Source organism: Carboxydocella sp. ULO1, assembly GCF_002049255.1.
Taxonomy (GTDB): Bacteria; Bacillota.
Genome location: NZ_BDLQ01000101.1, coordinates 98,595 through 116,767, shown reverse-complemented (window position 1 = coordinate 116,767; position 18,173 = coordinate 98,595). Strand labels below are relative to the sequence as shown.

At 46.8% G+C, this 18,173-nt stretch carries 18 protein-coding genes; all 18 read left to right on the top strand.

Translation table 11 applies throughout. The annotated features are described in order from the left end of the window. The first annotated feature begins 11 nt into the window (after positions 1-11). The 18 genes from ULO1_RS11875 (at position 12) to ULO1_RS11790 (ending at position 18,145) form a co-directional block, all read left to right on the top strand. On the top strand, positions 12-1,136 hold the full coding sequence (locus ULO1_RS11875; RefSeq protein ID WP_159446898.1) for a glycosyltransferase family 4 protein: 1,125 nt from the start codon (positions 12-14) through the stop codon (positions 1,134-1,136). Then, positions 1,133-3,322 carry a hypothetical protein gene (locus ULO1_RS11870; protein ID WP_079906922.1) on the top strand — a complete coding sequence of 730 codons (2,190 nt, stop codon included), beginning with the start codon at positions 1,133-1,135 and terminating at the stop codon, positions 3,320-3,322. Before ULO1_RS11875 ends, ULO1_RS11870 begins: the two co-directional genes overlap by 4 nt. Then, positions 3,319-4,083 (top strand): fumarylacetoacetate hydrolase family protein, encoded by a 765-nt coding sequence (locus ULO1_RS11865; RefSeq protein WP_079906924.1) that lies wholly within the window; start codon positions 3,319-3,321, stop codon positions 4,081-4,083. The genes ULO1_RS11870 and ULO1_RS11865 overlap by 4 nt, the downstream gene beginning before the upstream one ends. 118 nt (positions 4,084-4,201) lie before the next feature. Next, on the top strand, positions 4,202-4,585 hold the full coding sequence (speD, locus tag ULO1_RS11860) for an adenosylmethionine decarboxylase (RefSeq protein ID WP_078665492.1): 384 nt from the start codon (positions 4,202-4,204) through the stop codon (positions 4,583-4,585). A 168-nt stretch (positions 4,586-4,753) separates the two neighbouring features. Beyond that, positions 4,754-5,269, top strand: coding sequence for a 4Fe-4S dicluster domain-containing protein (locus ULO1_RS11855; RefSeq protein ID WP_242947953.1), 516 nt, complete (start codon positions 4,754-4,756; stop codon positions 5,267-5,269). Continuing rightward, positions 5,269-6,129: a CoB--CoM heterodisulfide reductase iron-sulfur subunit B family protein gene (locus ULO1_RS11850; RefSeq protein ID WP_079906925.1), complete on the top strand. Its 861-nt coding sequence runs from the start codon at positions 5,269-5,271 to the stop codon at positions 6,127-6,129. Before ULO1_RS11855 ends, ULO1_RS11850 begins: the two co-directional genes overlap by 1 nt. A gap of 152 nt (positions 6,130-6,281) precedes the next feature. Further along, on the top strand, positions 6,282-6,980 hold the full coding sequence (locus ULO1_RS11845) for a hypothetical protein (RefSeq protein ID WP_078665494.1): 699 nt from the start codon (positions 6,282-6,284) through the stop codon (positions 6,978-6,980). A gap of 3 nt (positions 6,981-6,983) precedes the next feature. Further along, positions 6,984-8,438: a menaquinone biosynthesis decarboxylase gene (locus ULO1_RS11840; protein WP_079906929.1), complete on the top strand. Its 1,455-nt coding sequence runs from the start codon at positions 6,984-6,986 to the stop codon at positions 8,436-8,438. Next, entirely contained in the window at positions 8,425-9,294 is an 870-nt protein-coding gene (locus ULO1_RS11835) for a UbiA-like polyprenyltransferase (protein ID WP_242946629.1), read from the top strand. Before ULO1_RS11840 ends, ULO1_RS11835 begins: the two co-directional genes overlap by 14 nt. 10 nt (positions 9,295-9,304) lie before the next feature. Further along, positions 9,305-9,943, top strand: coding sequence for a UbiX family flavin prenyltransferase (locus tag ULO1_RS11830; protein ID WP_078665496.1), 639 nt, complete (start codon positions 9,305-9,307; stop codon positions 9,941-9,943). Beyond that, positions 9,924-11,024 carry an aminofutalosine synthase MqnE gene (gene mqnE / locus ULO1_RS11825; protein WP_078665497.1) on the top strand — a complete coding sequence of 367 codons (1,101 nt, stop codon included), beginning with the start codon at positions 9,924-9,926 and terminating at the stop codon, positions 11,022-11,024. The genes ULO1_RS11830 and mqnE overlap by 20 nt, the downstream gene beginning before the upstream one ends. Positions 11,025-11,026: 2 nt before the next feature. Continuing rightward, complete coding sequence (locus ULO1_RS11820) at positions 11,027-11,884, top strand: menaquinone biosynthetic enzyme MqnA/MqnD family protein (RefSeq protein ID WP_078665498.1); 858 nt, start codon at positions 11,027-11,029, stop codon at positions 11,882-11,884. After that, positions 11,874-12,941, top strand: coding sequence for a cyclic dehypoxanthinyl futalosine synthase (mqnC, locus tag ULO1_RS11815; RefSeq protein WP_079906931.1), 1,068 nt, complete (start codon positions 11,874-11,876; stop codon positions 12,939-12,941). Before ULO1_RS11820 ends, mqnC begins: the two co-directional genes overlap by 11 nt. Positions 12,942-12,958: 17 nt before the next feature. Next, complete coding sequence (tatA, locus tag ULO1_RS11810) at positions 12,959-13,138, top strand: twin-arginine translocase TatA/TatE family subunit (RefSeq protein WP_078665500.1); 180 nt, start codon at positions 12,959-12,961, stop codon at positions 13,136-13,138. An 11-nt stretch (positions 13,139-13,149) separates the two neighbouring features. Further along, positions 13,150-13,893 (top strand): twin-arginine translocase subunit TatC, encoded by a 744-nt coding sequence (tatC, locus tag ULO1_RS11805; RefSeq protein ID WP_079933652.1) that lies wholly within the window; start codon positions 13,150-13,152, stop codon positions 13,891-13,893. 54 nt (positions 13,894-13,947) lie between these two features. Then, positions 13,948-15,351, top strand: coding sequence for an L-seryl-tRNA(Sec) selenium transferase (gene selA / locus ULO1_RS11800; protein WP_078665502.1), 1,404 nt, complete (start codon positions 13,948-13,950; stop codon positions 15,349-15,351). Then, the gene (gene selB / locus ULO1_RS11795) at positions 15,348-17,255 is read left to right on the top strand and encodes a selenocysteine-specific translation elongation factor (RefSeq protein ID WP_079907112.1); all 1,908 of its coding nucleotides are present in this window, start codon (positions 15,348-15,350) and stop codon (positions 17,253-17,255) included. Before selA ends, selB begins: the two co-directional genes overlap by 4 nt. Then, positions 17,255-18,145: a selenium metabolism-associated LysR family transcriptional regulator gene (locus ULO1_RS11790; protein ID WP_079907114.1), complete on the top strand. Its 891-nt coding sequence runs from the start codon at positions 17,255-17,257 to the stop codon at positions 18,143-18,145. The genes selB and ULO1_RS11790 overlap by 1 nt, the downstream gene beginning before the upstream one ends. The last annotated feature ends 28 nt before the right edge of the window (positions 18,146-18,173 follow it).

Genomic DNA, 18,173 nt, shown 5'->3' with positions numbered 1-18,173 from the left:
GTGTAATAGGAATGAACAGGATTCTCTATGTGGTACGGCCGGTAGCAGGCGGGATGGCTGAACACGTCCGCTCCCTAATTCAAGGGCTAGATACAAAATGGGAGATAGTCCTGGCGGGTCCGCCACAGCTAAAAATAGAAGGAAAAACAATTACTTATTTGCCCCTGAAAATCTCCGCCAGCCTTAATCCCTGGGCTGATTGGCCGGCGGTTTATCAGCTGCGCCGGTATTTACAGGAGAAAAAATTTGATCTTATCCATGCTCATGGAGCTAAAGCCGGTCTGATCAGTCGGCTGGCAGCGATGGGATCAAAAACACCGGTGCTGATCACGGCCCACAATCTGATACTGGCAGGCTCTGTGAAAGGCTGGAAAGGCATGGTTTATAAAGTGCTGGAGCGTGTTCTGGCTGGCAGGACAACTGCGTATATTGCCGTTTCCCGGGCTATTGCCAGGGAATTAGAGCAGCTTGGCGCCAGGCGGGAGCAAATTCATATAATTTATAACGGTATAGATACCAGTTTTTTTTCCCGGTTTCCTTTCACTCCATCTCAAGCCCGAGCAGCACTGGGTATTTCTCAGGAGGCAAAAATAATTGGTTCGGTAGCGCGGTTTGCTCCTCAAAAAGGATTAAATTATTTTGTTGAAATGGCAGAACTTATGGCCAGAGAAAGGGAAGACTTGTTATTTTTGCTGGTAGGGGACGGGCCATTAAAACCCCAGCTGGAGGAACAAGTAAAAATAAGCGGCTTGTCAAAAAGATTTGTGTTTACAGGACATGTTGAAGATATCCGGCCCTATTTAAGGGCAATCGATGTTTTTGTCTTACCTTCGCTTTCGGAGGGGATGGGAATATCCCTGCTGGAGGCGGCAGCGGCTGGCTTACCGATGGTGGCAACTAACGCTGGCGGGATACCGGAAGTAATTACCGATGGCCGGGAGGGCTGGCTGGTGCCGGTGGCAGATAGCGGGGCGCTGGCAGCAAAAGTAGGCTGGGTGCTGGATAATTTAAATCTGGCCCAGCAGATAGCATTAGCAGCTAAACAAAAGATTGAAACTCAGTTTTCACTAGCTGGAATGATAAAGGCAACAGAATCAGTTTATCAAAAAATTATAAGTGAGGGGAAAAGAAATTGAGCAAGCGGATTTGGCTTTTTCTTTTGCTTTGTTTGGGCCTGGTTCTAAATCCGACATTGGCTGTATCTGCGGAGAGGCCCAAAGTGGTGGTATTGATTCTGGATCACCTGAGCCTGCAGGACTGGCAAAGCGAAAATTTGCCCAATCTGCAGAAGCTGATGGCGCAAGGAGCGCTGGGATTGATGAATACTCCGGTGGCCCAGGGTTATCCCCGTTCAGCTAACAGCACCATGTTGACAATAGGGGCGGGAACCCGACTGGGTACGGATCTGACTACAGAGCTGGCCCTGGATAGTAATGAAACCTGGCTGAATGAGCGAGCTTTTGATTTGTACCGGCAACGAATGGGCTATCACCCTACGGGACAGATATCCGTATTATCAGTTCCCCAGTTACTGAATTTGGCTGCTAAATTACCTTATCTCAATCAACCGGGAGCCCTGGGAGAAACTATACACCGTCAACAATTGCGGACAGCCTTAATCGGTGATCGGGATCGGGATTTGCCTTTTCGACCGGCGGCTTTATTTGCCATGGATGCAAAAGGGCAAATAGATTTTGGGGCTGTGGGGAGCCGGATTACTACCATTGATCCGGAACGGCCTTTTTCTAAAAAAATTGATGTTGCTAAAACTGAAAAAGTTTTAAAACAAGTTTGGAATGTAGCGGATTTAATCATAATTGACTGGGGGGATTTAGGTCGGCTTGAAGCTGCCAGAAACATGATGCTGCCTGAATGGTGGCAGGCCCAGCGCAAACAAGTACTACAAGAAGCTGATAGCTTCCTTGGTCAATTATATCAGCTGTGTGCAGAAGAAAAAGCTTATTTGCTAATAATAAGTCCTACACCATCAGCCAAGGCCCTGGAAGAAGACCGGACAGCTGCCCCTTTGCTGCTAGTTGGGCCGGGGATAAAGCAGGGCTGGCTTTTCAGCCCTACAACCAAGCGCGAGGGGCTGGTAGCCAATATAGATGTGGCTCCTGCTATTTTACAACTCTTGCATCTGGACAAGCCGGAAGTGATGCTGGGACAGGCTTTTAAAGCAACAGGCAATGGCAAGAAGCCGGAGGATTTAATCCGGCAGGAGGAAAGGATGGTTGCGGTGTTCCAGGCTCGGCCACCCCTGGCCCGTGGCTATGCCTTCTGGGAACTGGTTGTTTTGTTGCTAGCACTGGTTTCGGTATTTTTGCATCGGCCACGTCCTAAAACGATGGGGCAAATTCTGCTGGCCTTTGCGGCGGTTCCGGCTGTTTTTCTCCTCTTACCTCTGTTACCGGTCCAGAGTCTTCCAGTTTTATTAGGTGTTACTATTCTGGCCACCTTTGTCTTAACTGTGGTTTTGTTGCCCCTGCGCAAAGTCCATATCTTGTTACCTTTTGCTATGCTTTTTCTATTTACCGTTTCTGTGATTGTAATCGATACTGTCATGGGTAATCCGCTGATGAAACAGAGTGTGCTGGGGTATGACTTTCTGGTAGGTGCCCGTTATTATGGGATTGGCAACGAGTATGAAGGTGTAATTTTGGGGGCAAGCATAGTTGGGGTTGCTATTCTGGCCGAAATCTGGTCAAAACAGCAGCGACTACTGGGCTGGGTGATTGCAGTTGTTTTTGCTGGTATAACGTATTTACTGGCAGCTCCTGGCCTGGGTAGTGATGTGGGTGGAGCTATTGCAGCCGTAGGGGGCTTCATCTGGACCTGGTTACTCTTACAGGGCAAGCAGATAAGATGGCGGCAAATATTCGGTATTGGTCTGGCTACCATCTTGCTTCTAGTCCTGTTCTTTTACTGGGACTGGCAGCGGCCCCCGGAATTGCAGACGCATATGGGGCGAACGATGGCTCTGGTTGTTGGCCAGGGCTGGAAGGCCCTCTTTGATATATTCCAGCGCAAACTGGCCATGAATTATAAATTGATCGTTGGCGTCACAGTCTGGGCCCGGGTCTTTTTAGGGGCACTCCTGGTTCTGACCATTCTATTTTATCGGCCGGTTGGGGTGATGAAGAGAATCAGGCAGACATACCCTGTATTGTTCCGCGGTTTAAGCGGGGCGATGGTAGCGGTGCTGCTGGTACTGATAGTAAATGATTCCGGGATCGTTGCAGCCGCTACGGCCATGATTTATTTGTCATCACCCTTACTTTATCTAGTGCTAAATGAACTAAATGGGAGGCGGGGGTTATGAAAAAGTATGGGAAAATCAGGTTGACAAATGGTAAAGTGAGTTATGCTGTCTGGTTAAAGGATGGGCAGATCGGATTGTTGTCTGAACCGCCCTGGGTCAATGACAACAAGATAATCGAGGTAATACCGGATACAGGAGATATCCAGTTGCTGGCTCCCTGTAACCCGAGCAAAATCATTTGTGTTGGGCTTAATTATCGCCAGCATGCAGCTGAGCTGGATATGCAATTACCGCCGGAGCCTGTTATTTTCTTAAAACCGCCGTCAGCAGTGATTGGACCTGGTGATATTATACGATATCCTGAGCAAAGTCAACGGGTAGATTATGAGGGGGAACTGGCAGTAGTTATCGGGCATGAGTGTAAGAAAATCGATACTAAAGCCGCCTCCCGGTATATTTTTGGTTACACCTGTGCTAATGATGTTACCGCCAGAGATTTACAACAAAAAGACGGCCAGTGGACCCGGGCCAAGTCTTTCGACACATTTTTGCCCTTAGGACCGTATATTATAAAGGATATCGACTGGCGGGACCGTACCATCAGGACAACCCTGAATGGACAGATTAAACAGGAAGCGAAAACGGATATGTTAATTCATAGCGTTGAAGCCCTGGTGTCATACGTATCACAGGTTATGACTCTTTATCCCGGGGATGTAATCCTGACCGGTACTCCTGAGGGGGTAGGGCCGATGCTGAGGGGGGATGAGGTTTCAGTAGAGATAGAAGGGCTTGGTATATTAATAAACAAAGTTGAATAAAAAATTTTTATTGACATCCGGGGAAAATGTGCTATTATTTAATTTGATTGGATTCCGAAAAGCGCCTGGAGGTGGGATCGGTTTCCAAAAAAATGTTTAAAGGAGGATGAGATGTTAAATGAACGCTTTGGGTCGTCACATCTTGGCTGAAATTTATGGATGCAAATTTGATATTCTGAACGATGTAAAGAAAGTTGAGCAAATTATGGTTCAAGCTGCTCTTGAAGCAGGTGCCGAAGTACGGGAGTTTGTGTTCCATAAATTCAGCCCCCAGGGTGTTAGTGGAGTTGTTGTGATTTCTGAATCCCATTTAGCCATTCATACCTGGCCTGAACTGGGGTATGCGGCAGTAGATGTCTTTACCTGCGGAGAAAAAGTTGATCCCTGGGATGCTTGCAATTATCTGGCTGAGCAATTCGGCGCAGAGCAAGTGGAAGCCAAAGAAACCAAACGAGGGATCATCGATTCCATTCTTCCGCAGAAGGCCGCTGCCAATCTGTAGGAGGGATATTTATTAGTACTGACCGACGACGTCAAAAAGGTTAGTATAAGCCTTGACAGCCTGGAAGAGGTTGCAAGGCTTATATTTTTTTGCTTTTCTGTTTTCAAAAAAGAGGAATTATTCTGACAATGTAGAATTACTTTTTTGATAGAGATGGGAGGGGAGAAGATGGATAAACTGATTCAGGTCGCAAAACAGTGTTATCAATGTGGAAAATGCAGTGCGGGCTGTCCGGTTCAATTTGCCATGGACATACCACCCAACCAGGTTATGCGTTTGTTGCAGAGAGGCCTGGTGGATGAAGTTCTCACTGCCAAATCCATCTGGGTTTGTGCCAGCTGTAATACCTGTACCACCCGTTGTTTGCGGGGCATTGATATCGCTGCCACCATGGATGAATTGAGGAGGCTATCATTAAAAAGAGGTATGGCAAATCGGTTTGGGCGCAATGCCAATATATTCCACGATGTCTTTCTGGGCTCAGTACGGCGTTTTGGCAGGTTGTATGAACTGGGGCTGGCCATCCAGCTAAATTTAAAAACAGGCAACCTGTTTAAGGATGCCCAATACGGCTGGCCTATGTTCAGTAAAGGAAAACTGAAACTTTTCCCTGAATCGATCAATGGTCTGAACCAGATCAATAAAATCTATCAGGCTGCACGCGAGATGGGAGATGATATCTAATGGCCAATTATGCATACTATCCTGGTTGCAGCTTACACGCAACTGCCAGGGATTTTGACCTTTCCACAAAAGCTGTGGCTCAAAAACTGAATATGAGGTTAATCGACATTCCCGACTGGAATTGCTGTGGAGCTTCATCTGCTCATAATAGAGGTCATTTTCTGGCAGCAGCTATTCCAGGCCGGAATCTTTTTCTAGCCCAAAAAGTGGCTGGGGATATTGTTGTCCCTTGTGCTGCCTGTTATCAGCGGTTGCAGACGGCCAGACATGAGCTACAGCATTCTGAAAAGGCAAGAGAAAAAATGGAAGAAATTATGGGCTATTCCTATGATCCGACCATCAAAGTAAAAAATATAATCGAGGCTGTGAGTGAAAATATTGAGAAAGGTCAGTTAGTCCGCAATCTGGCCGGATTGAAGGTTGTTTGCTATTACGGCTGTTTGCTGGTAAAACCCCCTGGTATCACAGGATATGGTCATCCGGAAAATCCAATGTCTATGGATAACATACTGGCTTCAATCGGTGCCCAGGTTCTGCCTTACCCTTATAAAACAGAATGCTGCGGCGGTTCACTGCCTTTTTATCAGGAAGGGGTACACGAAAAGTTAATTTATGATATTCTCCGTATTGCCTGGGATGCGGGGGCAGAGGCGATTGTTACCGCATGCCCTCTCTGTATGTCGAACCTGGATATGCGGCAAAAGGAAAGCAAAAAATATGGTGATTTACCGGACATTCCAGTATTTTATTTAACCGAGCTGGTAGGGCTGGCTCTGGGTTGTAAAAGCAATGAGCTCGGACTGGAAAAGCATTTTATAGATCCACTGCCTTTGTTGCAAAGATACAACTTACTTGCATAGCACCTTTAAGAAAGGTTATAATATACGCAAACATTACAAAAGCCCGTTGCAGGGCTTTTTCCTTTGTTTTTAGATTCCTGCCTTCAGGCAGGAAAAGTGGATTTGGCCACGAATATATTAAAGGTTACAAATTTTACTGAGGAGGTTTGTCGATGGCCGCTGAGGTACTGGAAGCTGTTGCAGGTGATTTAGAAGAGGTGGAAAAGATTATTGGACGATATCTTAAGGTTCGTTCCGGCCATCTAACTGATTTTGCCCACCTGGAAGCCGATGGGTATGAACGCTGGCTCCGGCCTGCAGCGGTTTTGTTGATAAGCCGTATTTTCGGGTATAAAGGGCAGAAAGCTCCCGCTTTGGCAGCAGTTGTTCAATTGATTTATCTGGCAGCAAGGATTCATCGACAGGTACCTGATACTCATCCTGCGGGAGAGGAGATAGATCCCCGGGATGGTACCCAGCTGCCGGTTTTAGTAGGGGACTACCTCTATGGACGCTTTTTTACTACCCTTTGTGAGGCTGATTTGCTGGAATTTCTAGGGCCGTTGGCAGACATTATTCGGAAAATAAACGAGGCGGCTGTGCTTCGATTACAGGGCCACCAGCTGGACTGGCCGGAAGAAGAAAAGGAGCTACTGGCCGGGGGCTGCCGACTGGCATCCAGGCTGGCCCGGGTTGATTCCAGCCGGGAAGAGGAAGCCTATCAGCTGGGGTTGGCTCTGGCCCGAAAAGATGAGTGGCAGGCTCTTAAGATTATTGCCAGCTGGCCGGAGTGCCAGGAAAAACAGGATTTAACCTGGTTGATCAACTGGTATTGTAATGCAGAAAACCAATTATTGATGGAAAGGAGATAATCAATGGGTTATCGGGATTTGCGACATTTCATTGAGGCATTAGAACAAAAAGGCTGGCTAAAGAGGATTACCACAGAAGTGGATCCCATTCTGGAAATTACCGAAATTACAGATCGAGTTTCTAAAGCCTATGGACCTGCTCTTTTGTTTGAAAATGTCAAAGGTTCGGACATGCCGGTTCTGATTAATGCTTTCGGAACTTTTGAAAGAATGAACCTGGCTTTAGAAGTAAACAATCTGGATGAAATAGGACAGGAAATTCTTACTTTTTTGCAACCGCCGGAAGTTCCAACTAGCTTTTTCGACAAATTGAAAGCATTGCCGAAAGTTGCTCAAATCGCGAATTTTATGCCTAAAATTGTTAAGACTGGTCCGGTTAAAGAAGTGATTCTTAAAGGGGACGAAATCGATATTACCAAATTCCCCATTCTCAAATGCTGGCCGGGGGATGGGGGGCGGTTTATTACTTTGCCCCTCGTCTTCACCAAAGATCCGGAAACAGGGAAACGCAATGTAGGCATGTACCGAATGCAAGTATATGACGGTCGGACTACCGGTATGCACTGGCATCTACATAAGCATGGTGCTGAGCATTATCGGGCCCACAAGCGCCGTGGGGATCGGAAAATGGAAGTAGCAGTGGCACTGGGGGCTGACCCGGCTACTATTTATGCTGCTACCGCTCCGCTGCCAGCCGGGGTGGATGAGATGTTTTTTGCCGGGTTCCTGCGTAAAGAGCCAGTAGAACTGGTGAAATGCGAAACCGTTGACCTGGAAGTACCTGCCCATGCTGAAATTGTGCTGGAAGGTTATGTTGATCTGGATGAATTGCGCTGGGAAGGACCCTTTGGGGATCATACCGGTTACTATTCTCTGGCTGACTATTATCCGGTCTTCCATATTAATTGTGTTACAATGAGAAAGAAACCCATTTATCCTACTACTATCGTTGGTAAACCACCGATGGAAGATTGTTATCTGGGGAAAGCAACAGAAAGAATCTTTTTGCCCCTCTTGAAACTTCAGTTGCCGGAAATAGTGGATATGAACTTGCCTTTAGAAGGGGTTTTCCATAACTGTGCCATTGTTTCCATTCGCAAAAGCTATCCTGGCCATGCCAAAAAGGTAATGCATGCTCTCTGGGGCATGGGACAAATGATGTTTACCAAACTCATAATCGTTGTGGATGAACATGTTAACCCACACAATGTTTCCGAAGTCATGTGGAAGGTTTTCAATAATATCGATGCCAAAAGGGATGTAGTAATGGTCGAAGGACCCCTTGATATCCTGGACCACGCTTCGCCTCTTCCAAATTACGGAACTAAAATGGGGATCGATGCAACCAAGAAGTGGCCCAGTGAAGGTCATACCAGGGAATGGCCGGATGATATTGAAATGAGCCCGGAAATCAAGGAACTGGTCGACAGGAAGTGGAAGAGTTATGGTATCGACTAATCTGATGGCTAAAGTAAAAATTTTTGCTGAAATGATTAAATTTGAACATACTATTTTCGCTTTACCCTTTGCCTATCTAGGAGCCTTTCTGGCAGTCGGTGGAGCACCGACCTTGAGTCAGTTTCTCTGGATAACCCTGGCCATGGTCGGTGCCCGCACCGCCGCCATGTCTTTAAACCGCATCATAGATCGACACATAGATGCCCGTAATCCCCGCACAGCTACCCGGGCGATTCCTAGAGGTCTGTTATCGGTTGGTGAAGTCTGGGTTTATACGCTCCTTTCTTTTTTGTTAATGGGGTACGCTGCAGCTCAGCTGAATGAGTTGTGTTTTAAGCTTATGCCGATTGCTATTTTCTTTCTGGTCATTTATTCTTATACGAAACGGTTTACCTGGCTTTGTCATTTGGTACTGGGTATAGCCATTGGCCTGGCACCGCTGGGAGCCTGGGTTGCTATTAGAGCTGCAATTGAGTTACCAGGGGTTGTACTTGGCCTGGCGGTTGCCACCTGGATCGCTGGTTTTGATATTATCTACGCCTGTCAGGATTATGAATTTGACCGTACCCATGGCATTTACTCCATTCCTGCCCGGTTTGGCCTTGCTAAAGCGCTGTTAGTCGCCCGTATCATGCATGCTTTAACGGTTGTATTGCTGGTGTTGACCGGGGTACTGGTGGCAGCCGGATGGATATATTACTTGGGGGTACTTATTACTGTTGGCATACTAATTAAGGAACACTCTCTGGTATCTCCCCGGGATCTTTCTAAACTGGATATCGCTTTTTTCAATATGAATGGTATTATCGCTGTTCTAATGTTTGTTTTTACATTACTGGACCTGTTTCTCAGGTAAGGAGGATTTTATGGGCTCATTCGTAGTCGCAATTACGGGGGCCAGTGGAGCTCCTTATGGGGTAAGGTTGCTCCAGGCTTTGGCTGAACTGGGCTGGGATGTGGATTTGACTATTACCGGTCCGGGTTTTCTGGTACTACAAGATGAACTGGGCTGGCAGCTAGATGCTGACAGTCCCCAGCTCGAGGGAGCAATAAAGGCATATTTAAACTGGCCTCAAAGCAGGCGTCTTACCTACTATCACTGGCAGGATATCAGTGGTCGCCTGGCCAGTGGTTCATATCGTACCCAGGGCATGATTATCATCCCCTGTACCATGTCCACCTTGTCAGGAATTGCTACTGGCCGTTCCAGCAATCTGGTAGAACGGGCGGCAGATGTAATGTTAAAGGAAGGAAGACCACTGGTATTAGTGCCAAGGGAGACGCCATTGAATCAAATTCATCTGGAAAATATGCTGAAATTGTCCCAAATGGGAGTGAAAATAGTTCCGGCAATGCCAGCTTTTTATCAACGCCCACAGACAATTGATGATATGGTGAATTTTGTGGTCGGACGTGTGCTGGATATTCTGGGAATAGAACATCAGCTGTACAGACGCTGGTCTGGACAAATTGGAGGGGAAACTGATGCAGGAATTGTTTCGTGATAGTGACCTCTATGATATCGTTGAAAAAGTAGTAAAAGGAGAAAGATTAAGCCGGGAAGATGGGATACGGCTTTATCAATCGAATGACCTGTTAACCATTGGCTACATGGCTGACCTGGTCAGGAAAAGGAAAAATGGTAACAGGGCCTATTTTATTGTCAACCGTCATATTAATCACACCAATATCTGCAAAGTACGTTGCAAATTCTGTGCCTTTGGCAGAGACAAGGATGATCCTAAAGCCTACTTACTGCCCCTGGAGGTTATTGAGGCTAAAGCCAGGGAAGTAGTAGACATGGGAGTAACTGAGGTCCATATTGTTGGCGGTTGCCATCCCGATCTGCGTCTGGAGTATGCCGAAGAAATGCTGCGGAGAGTGCACCGGATTTTACCGGGTGTTCATCTTCAGGCTTTTACCGCCGTTGAAATTGACCATTTTGCTGAACAGGAAGGGATAACGGTTGAAGAGGTCCTGCGTCGCCTGCAGGCGGCTGGACTGGGCTCTTTGCCTGGAGGTGGAGCGGAAATCTTTTCTCCCAGGGTTAGAGAAAAGGTTTGTGAGAAAAAAATCAGTGGGGAACGCTGGCTAGAAGTCCATGCTACCGCCCATAAAATTGGGATGAGGTCAAATGCTACTATGCTCTATGGCCACATCGAAACCATTGAAGAACGGGTAGATCATATGCTGCGCCTGCGGGAAGTTCAAGACCAAACCGGCGGTTTCATGACCTTTATTCCCCTGGCTTTTCATCCCAAACATACTCAGATGGAAAATGTTATTACTACCCGTACCACCGGTTTTGATGACCTTAAAACACTGGCTATCGGCCGGTTATTGCTGGATAACTTTGACCATATCAAGGCTTTCTGGATTATGATCGGCCCGAAAGTTGCCCAGGTTTCACTGGCCTTTGGTGTGGACGATTTGGATGGCACTGTGGTAGAAGAAAGAATTACTCATGATGCAGGAGCGGATACCAGTCAGTCCATGACACGGGCGGAAATAGTCAAGTTGATCAGGGATGCCGGCTTTGTTCCGGTGGAAAGAGATACTCTCTATAATGTAGTCAGGGAGGGTTAAGGTTGGCCAGTTTGCGTTTGGGGCAGGTGGATTTTATCAATTGCCTGCCTGTCTATACGGCAATAAACCAGGAGATTATTACCCTGGAGGCGGAAATCGTTCCCGGCCCACCGGCCCAGTTGAATCGCATGTTTTTGCAGGGAGAACTGGATGTTACACCCATTTCATCCATTGAATATGCCCGGCATGCTGACCAGTGTCTGGTTTTACCTGATCTATCCATTGGGGCGGATGGGGAAGTAATGAGCTTATTGCTTTTTTCCCGGATACCTGTTACTGAACTTGATCACAAAGTCATCGCCTTGCCTAACACATCAGCTACTACGATAGCCTTATTAAAAATATTACTGGAGCACTATTACCATATCAGCTGTGACTTCGTCACCATGGAACCGGATTTAACAGCTATGTTATCCCGGGCCGAGGCGGCTCTGTTAATTGGCGACATCGCCATGATTGAACAGCTAAAAGTGAACAGCGGCTATTATGAGGGCATAATAGTTACCGATGTTGGAGCTGTTTGGAAAGAGATGACCGGGGAAAGTATGGTGTATGCTGTCTGGGTGGTAAAAAAGGATTTTGCTGGAGAACACCCCCAGGAAATTGCCCGGCTGGCCAGTGCCCTGCAGGCTAGCTTACGCTGGGGGCGGGAGCATGAAGACCAGCTGATTGCCCTGGCCCAGGACCGCAGTCCCTGGTTTACTGAAGACTATCTGAGAAGGTATTTTCATACCATCACCCATTCTTTAACAGAGAAAGATATTAGGGCAATGAATGCCTTCTTTGATTATGCTTATAAAACAGGGATACTGGAAGAAAGAGTGAAAATAGAGATCTGGAGGGAAAAAGATGGGCGTTGAACCGATTTTAAAAAAGGCATTGGACGGTGAACGCCTGTCTATGGCTGAAGGCGTTGCCTTACTCCAATCCAACGATCTGGTGGCGATTGGCCAGGTTGCTCATCAGATCCGTTTACGCAAACACCCAGAAAACCTGGTGACTTTTGTAATTGATCGTAACATCAATTATACTAATATTTGTAAAGTAAAATGCCGTTTTTGCGCCTTTTACCGTTCGGAAGATGATGCTGATGCTTATGTTTTGTCCTATGAAGAAATCTACCGCAAAATTGAGGAAACACTAGCTGTTGGTGGTACGCAAATTTTGATGCAGGGCGGTATTAACCCCAGTTTGCCTTTTGAATGGTACCTGGATTTGCTCAAAGGCATAAAGGAACGATATAATGTGCATATCCACTCTTTTTCGCCTCCGGAAATCGTACATCTGGCTGAAATCAGTGGGCTGAGTCTAAAGGAAACGATTGCTGCTTTACGGGAGGCTGGCCTGGATTCCATTCCTGGCGGTGGAGCTGAGATTCTGGACAACCGGGTCAGACATTATATCAGTCCCAGAAAAATTACCTGGGAGCAATGGATGGAAGTGATGATTATTGCCCATCAGCTGGGCATGAAAACAACAGCGACTATGATGTTTGGCAGTGTGGAAAGTCCTGAAGAGCGGGTGGCCCATATGGTACGGTTGCGGGAGGTTCAGGACCAAACCGGCGGTTTTACGGCTTTTATACCCTGGAGTTTTCAACCTCTCAATACCGAACTGGGAGGCACTACCGCTGGTGGTTTTGAGTATTTGAAAACCCTGGCAGTCAGTCGTATAATGCTGGATAATTTCCCTAATATCCAGGCTTCCTGGGTAACCCAGGGGTCCAAAATGGCGCAAATTTCCTTGCGCTTTGGAGCCAATGATTTCGGAGGCACCATGCTGGAGGAAAATGTAGTCAGAGCGGCAGGAGTAACCAACAGAGTGCCGATGGACGAGATAATAAGATGCATTAAGGATGCAGGTCATCGTCCTGCCCAGAGAGATACCTTATATCGCATTATCCGCTACTTTGATTAAGGCAAGGAGGGGCAAACATGTTTGGATTTGTAATTGGCTGGCAGGAAGCAATAATTATTCTGGTGATTGTTCTGATCATTTTTGGGCCCGGTAAGTTGCCCAGTATCGGCAAGGCACTGGGAGAAACTGTGCGCAATTTCAGAAAAAGCGCCAGTGAAACAGATACAGACAATGGCACCGAGAAAAAGGAACAATAGGGGTGAGCCCCATGTCTGAAAAGGAAATGTCCCTGCTGGGCCATTTAGAGGAGTTACGCTGGGTTATTATCAAGAGCCTTCTCTCTCTAATTCCTGGTTTTGCTATTGGCTGGTATTACCGGGAAGCTATTATGCAAATTCTTTTAAAACCACTACTGGATATTAATCCGAATTTTAAACCGATTGTTCTGAAACCGACAGATGTTTTTTTCGTCTATGTCAAGATTGCTTTTGTAACTGGGATCGTTCTGGCCAGCCCTTATATTATCTATCAGATCTGGTCGTTTATTGAACCAGCTCTGAAGCCTCATGAGAAAAAGATCGTAGGCAGAATTCTTCCTGCGGCCGTACTGCTCTTTTTCACCGGCCTGATTTTTGCTTATTTTACTGTATTTAAAATCGGTACAGTATTTTTCTGGGGTTTTGGTGGGGAAGCAGTTGCACCTATGTATGGTATGCAGGAATACTGGAATTTCACACTGGCATTCCTCTTGCCCTTTGGCCTGGTGTTCGAGCTGCCGATAGTGGTGTCTATTTTGGCCAAACTGGGATTAGTTACTCCGGAATTTCTAAAAAAGAACAGAAAATTTGCCATTTTGCTGATTTTTGTTATTGCTGCTTTTTTAACTCCCGGTCCGGATATTATCTCCCAGCTTTTGATGGCAGCGCCAATGATTATCCTCTATGAAATCAGCATCTGGTTGGCCCGGATCGTAAAACCGATAAATCGTTTTGAGGAAGAAGAAGTGCAATAAGCCCTGAGCTTATTGCGCTTTTCACTAATATTCCAGGAAAGGAGTTTAACTCCGATGTCTGTAAATGAAAAAATGCGGCATTTGCCGGCAGTAGAAAAAGTTATGCAGGCAATTAAACCGGCGGTCAAAGCAAGATTTCCGCGGGAAATTCTGGTAAAAAAAATTCAGGCGGTGATAGAGGCCTATCGCCAGCGAATCAGGAATGAGGAATTAAAAGCGGTACCGGCGATAAGGGAGATCTGCGCTGAGGTGGAAAAGGCCCTATTACGTCTATCCACCCCGCAACTAAAACCGGTAGTAAATGCTACCGGGGTTGTTTTGCATACCAATTTAGGCAGAGCTCCTCTGTCTGACCGGGCAGTGGCGGCAGTGACAGCTGTGGCTCGGGGGTATTGTAATCTGGAAATGGATTTGTCCACCGGGAAACGGGGTTCCCGTTACAGTCATGTTGAGGAGCTGCTCTGTCAGATTACCGGGGCGGAAGCGGCACTGGTTGTCAATAATAATGCAGCAGCAGTTTTGCTGGCTTTATCCGTTCTCGGGGCAGGCAAGGAAGTGATTATTTCCCGCAGTCAACTTGTAGAAATCGGCGGTTCATTTCGTGTTCCTGAGGTAATGGCCCAGTCAGGTTGTATTTTAAAAGAAGTGGGGGCTACCAATAAAACTAAGCTCAGTGATTATGAACAAGCTATAGGTCCTAATACGGGCTTGTTATTGAAAGTACACACCAGTAATTACCGGATAGTAGGTTTCACTCAGGAAGTTGGCCTGGCTGATTTGGTAGAACTGGGTAAACGTTATCAATTGCCGGTAATGGAGGATCTGGGATCCGGATTTTTGGTAGACCTGGCTGCTAGAGGTATCGGTGATGAGCCTACTGTTCAGGCATCAATTGCCGCCGGGGCGGATGTCGTCACTTTTTCAGGGGACAAGCTTTTAGGAGGACCGCAGGCTGGTATTATCGTCGGCAAGAAAAGTCTTCTGGACAAAATGAAAAAACATCCTTTAAACCGGGCTTTGCGAATCGATAAAATGACTGTTGCTGCCCTGCAGGCAACATTGCTGGCTTATCTTGAGCCGGAAGGAGTATGGCAGGAAATACCTACTTTGCGCCTGCTGACCTTAACTGCTGACCAGATACAGGACAGAGCAGAAAGTCTGGCAACTTCTCTTCGTACTGTATTGCATGATAAGGCTGAGGTTCAAGTAGTAGCTGAGGTCAGTGAGGTAGGAGGAGGCGCAATGCCCTTAACTAGTTTGCCTACTTATGCAGTCAGAATAAAGTTTGTACAACGAGACTGTCAACTGATGGCAGAGCGTTTGCGGCAACAGGATAGGCCGATATTGGTACGTATCAAGGATGAGGGGATCCTGCTGGATTTGCGCACTGTTTTACCTGGAGAGGAAAAGATGATTTTATCAGCTTTTACCAGTTTGATGGAGGGAGAGAGCCGATGAAGCGGGTTATTATCGGCACTGCTGGCCATGTTGACCATGGCAAAACTACCCTGGTCAAGGCCCTAACCGGGCATGATACTGACCGGCTGAAAGAGGAAAAAGTACGGGGCATTTCGATTGAACTGGGATTTGCTCCTTTTACCTTACCTTCTGGACAAAGAATCGGCCTGGTGGATGTACCGGGCCATGAGCGCTTTATTAAGAATATGTTAGCCGGAGTTGGTGGCATTGACCTGGTAATGCTGGTTATCGCTGCCGATGAAGGAATTATGCCGCAAACCAGAGAACACCTGGATATTATTAATTTACTTCAGGTTAAGGGCGGCGTTGTGGTGATAACCAAGGCGGACCTGGTAGAAACTGAATGGCTGGATCTTATCCGCGAAGAGGTAGAAGAAGTTTTAAAAGATTCAGTGTTAGCTGGCGCCCCGGTTATTGCTGTTTCAGCAATGACTGGACAGGGAATTCCCGAGTTAATTGCTGTTCTTGAAAAACTGGTTAGTGATATTGAGGAGAGACCTGCGACCGGCCAGGCGCGTTTGCCGATTGACCGGGTCTTTACGATAACAGGCTTTGGCACTGTGGTTACCGGGACTCTGATTAGTGGCCGCCTTCAGATGGGACAGGAAGTTGTACTGTTACCTTCTGGTAAACAAAGTCGAATTCGCAGTTTACAGGTGCATGGTAAAAGGGTGGAAGAGGCGAGAGCGGGCCAGAGAGTAGCCGTTAATTTGCACGGCCTGGAAATAAACGAGGTGGATAAAGGAGAAGTTTTAACCGTTCCTGGCGCCTTCGTCCCCACTTATCGTCTGGATGTGGAACTGGAAGTATTGCCGACTGTTGAAAAGGCATTACAACATGGTCAAAGATTGCGTTTCTATCTTGGAACCAGTGAGGTTTTTTGCCGTTTGCGCTTACTGGATCGAGAAGAATTGGAAGCTGGAACCAGAGCCCCGGTACAGCTTGTACTAGAACAACCTGTGGTAGCAGCCAAAAGAGACCGGTTTATAGTACGTACTTACAGTCCAATGCATACTGTGGCGGGAGGTCAGATTATCGACGCCCATCCACCCCGTCACAGGAGATACCAGGAAGGACTAAACGAGCAATTGCTGCAAAAACTTAAAGGAGAGCCGGATGAACTATTGTTGAATGTAATGAAATCCACTTCATCCGCCCTGCTTACGTGGGAGGAACTGATTAAAAAGGCACAGCTCTCACAAGAGGAGGGCCAGGCTGCTCAACAAGTTCTTCTAGGCAGAGGAGATGCTCTGGAAATCAGTGTGGAAAAGCAAAAGTATGGAATAGCCCGGGATATTTATCTACTATGGTTGGATACGGTCAAACAGATTTTACAAAAATATCATCAACAGTATCCGCTGCGGCGCGGTTTTTCTAAAGAAGAACTAAGGGGTAAACTGAATCTAAATTTAAGCAACAAAGAGTTTACTGCTTTGCTAAATATGTGGCAGCAGGATGGGGAGCTGCAAATCTTAGAACAAGATGTCGCCTTAAAAGATTTTCAACCAGAAGCAAAGGGTAAATTAGCCGAGGCAGTAGCCCAGGCAGAAACAGCTTTTCTGAAAGGAAAATTTCAGCCTCCGTCCTGGGCTGAAGTGGCGGAGAAATTACCAGTTTCACCCCAGCAGCAGGAGGAAGTGCTACTGTTTTTACAACAACAAGGCAGACTGATAAAAATAAGTGACGATTTATATTTTCACAGCCGGGCCCTAAAGGAAGCAAAGGATATTTTACTGGAACTTCTGGAAAAACATCAGGAAATAACACTGGCCCAGTTTCGGGATGCTTTGAACTCATCGCGCAAATACATGGTTCCCTTAATGGAGTATTTTGATCGGCAGCGAGTGACCAGGAGAATTGGGGATTTGAGGGTGAAATTTTAATGAACTTACGACAACTTGAGACCTTTTGTCTGGTGGTTGAACTGGGGTCATTCACTAGAGCTGCCCGGGTTCTGCATATGACCCAGCCGGCGGTTAGCTTGCAAATCAAAAATCTGGAAGAAGAACTGGGGCTGCCCTTGATCGAGCGCGGAGAAAAACAGCTAATTATTACAGACGGCGGTCATTTGCTTTACCGACAGGCCAAACGCATTCTCAGTGAATGGAATATTTTACAGGATGGGCTGGAGCAACTGAAAGCTTCCCAGACCGGTACAATCCGGCTGGCAGCTTCTACTATTCCCGGGGAGTATTTATTGCCTGTATTGCTGGCTACTTTTCGCAATCACATTCCAGGAGTGTCCCTGGGGCTTAATATTACGGATAGTGAAGCAGTAGGACAGCTTTTACTGGAGCGGGCTGTGCATTTAGGGGTAACAGGTGTAGCTTTGAAAGATCCTTTGCTAGAATGTCAGCCCTGGCGGTCAGATGAGATTTTGCTAATCGTAGGGCCTGAACACCCCTGGTTTGGGGTGCAGGAAATTGAGCCAGGGCGTTTGTGGGAATCTCCCTGGATTTTACGTGAACAGGGGTCTGGAACCAGAAAGGTTGTGGAAACTAGATTACAAACTTTAAATATTGAGTTATCCCAGTTGCCGGTTTTGATGGAATTAGGATCCAGCCGGGCAGTAGTGACTGCTGTTGCTTCCGGTTTAGGTGCAGGCTGGGTAAGCAATTTAGCAGTTGCCGATATGCTTGCTGAAGGGAAAATTGCAGCTGTACGGGTCAAAGGTCTGGACTTGAGCCGCACCTTCTATCTATTGCGCCACCGGCAGGTGTTTCTTCCGCCAATTGCCCAAAAGTTTTATGAGTTCTTGTTAAAACAGGTTTAGCATGAAACACCTCCTGCTTTGCCAAACT

Coding starts and splice junctions, on each gene's coding strand:
- ULO1_RS11830 (WP_078665496.1), top strand. CDS start 9,305: ATGGGCTCATTCGTAGTCGCAATTACGGGGGCCAGTGGAGCTCCTTAT.
- mqnE (WP_078665497.1), top strand. CDS start 9,924: ATGCAGGAATTGTTTCGTGATAGTGACCTCTATGATATCGTTGAAAAA.
- selA (WP_078665502.1), top strand. CDS start 13,948: ATGTCTGTAAATGAAAAAATGCGGCATTTGCCGGCAGTAGAAAAAGTT.
- tatA (WP_078665500.1), top strand. CDS start 12,959: ATGTTTGGATTTGTAATTGGCTGGCAGGAAGCAATAATTATTCTGGTG.
- tatC (WP_079933652.1), top strand. CDS start 13,150: ATGTCTGAAAAGGAAATGTCCCTGCTGGGCCATTTAGAGGAGTTACGC.
- ULO1_RS11845 (WP_078665494.1), top strand. CDS start 6,282: ATGGCCGCTGAGGTACTGGAAGCTGTTGCAGGTGATTTAGAAGAGGTG.
- speD (WP_078665492.1), top strand. CDS start 4,202: ATGAACGCTTTGGGTCGTCACATCTTGGCTGAAATTTATGGATGCAAA.
- ULO1_RS11850 (WP_079906925.1), top strand. CDS start 5,269: ATGGCCAATTATGCATACTATCCTGGTTGCAGCTTACACGCAACTGCC.
- mqnC (WP_079906931.1), top strand. CDS start 11,874: ATGGGCGTTGAACCGATTTTAAAAAAGGCATTGGACGGTGAACGCCTG.
- ULO1_RS11790 (WP_079907114.1), top strand. CDS start 17,255: ATGAACTTACGACAACTTGAGACCTTTTGTCTGGTGGTTGAACTGGGG.
- ULO1_RS11840 (WP_079906929.1), top strand. CDS start 6,984: ATGGGTTATCGGGATTTGCGACATTTCATTGAGGCATTAGAACAAAAA.
- ULO1_RS11835 (WP_242946629.1), top strand. CDS start 8,425: ATGGTATCGACTAATCTGATGGCTAAAGTAAAAATTTTTGCTGAAATG.
- selB (WP_079907112.1), top strand. CDS start 15,348: ATGAAGCGGGTTATTATCGGCACTGCTGGCCATGTTGACCATGGCAAA.
- ULO1_RS11875 (WP_159446898.1), top strand. CDS start 12: ATGAACAGGATTCTCTATGTGGTACGGCCGGTAGCAGGCGGGATGGCT.
- ULO1_RS11865 (WP_079906924.1), top strand. CDS start 3,319: ATGAAAAAGTATGGGAAAATCAGGTTGACAAATGGTAAAGTGAGTTAT.
- ULO1_RS11855 (WP_242947953.1), top strand. CDS start 4,754: ATGGATAAACTGATTCAGGTCGCAAAACAGTGTTATCAATGTGGAAAA.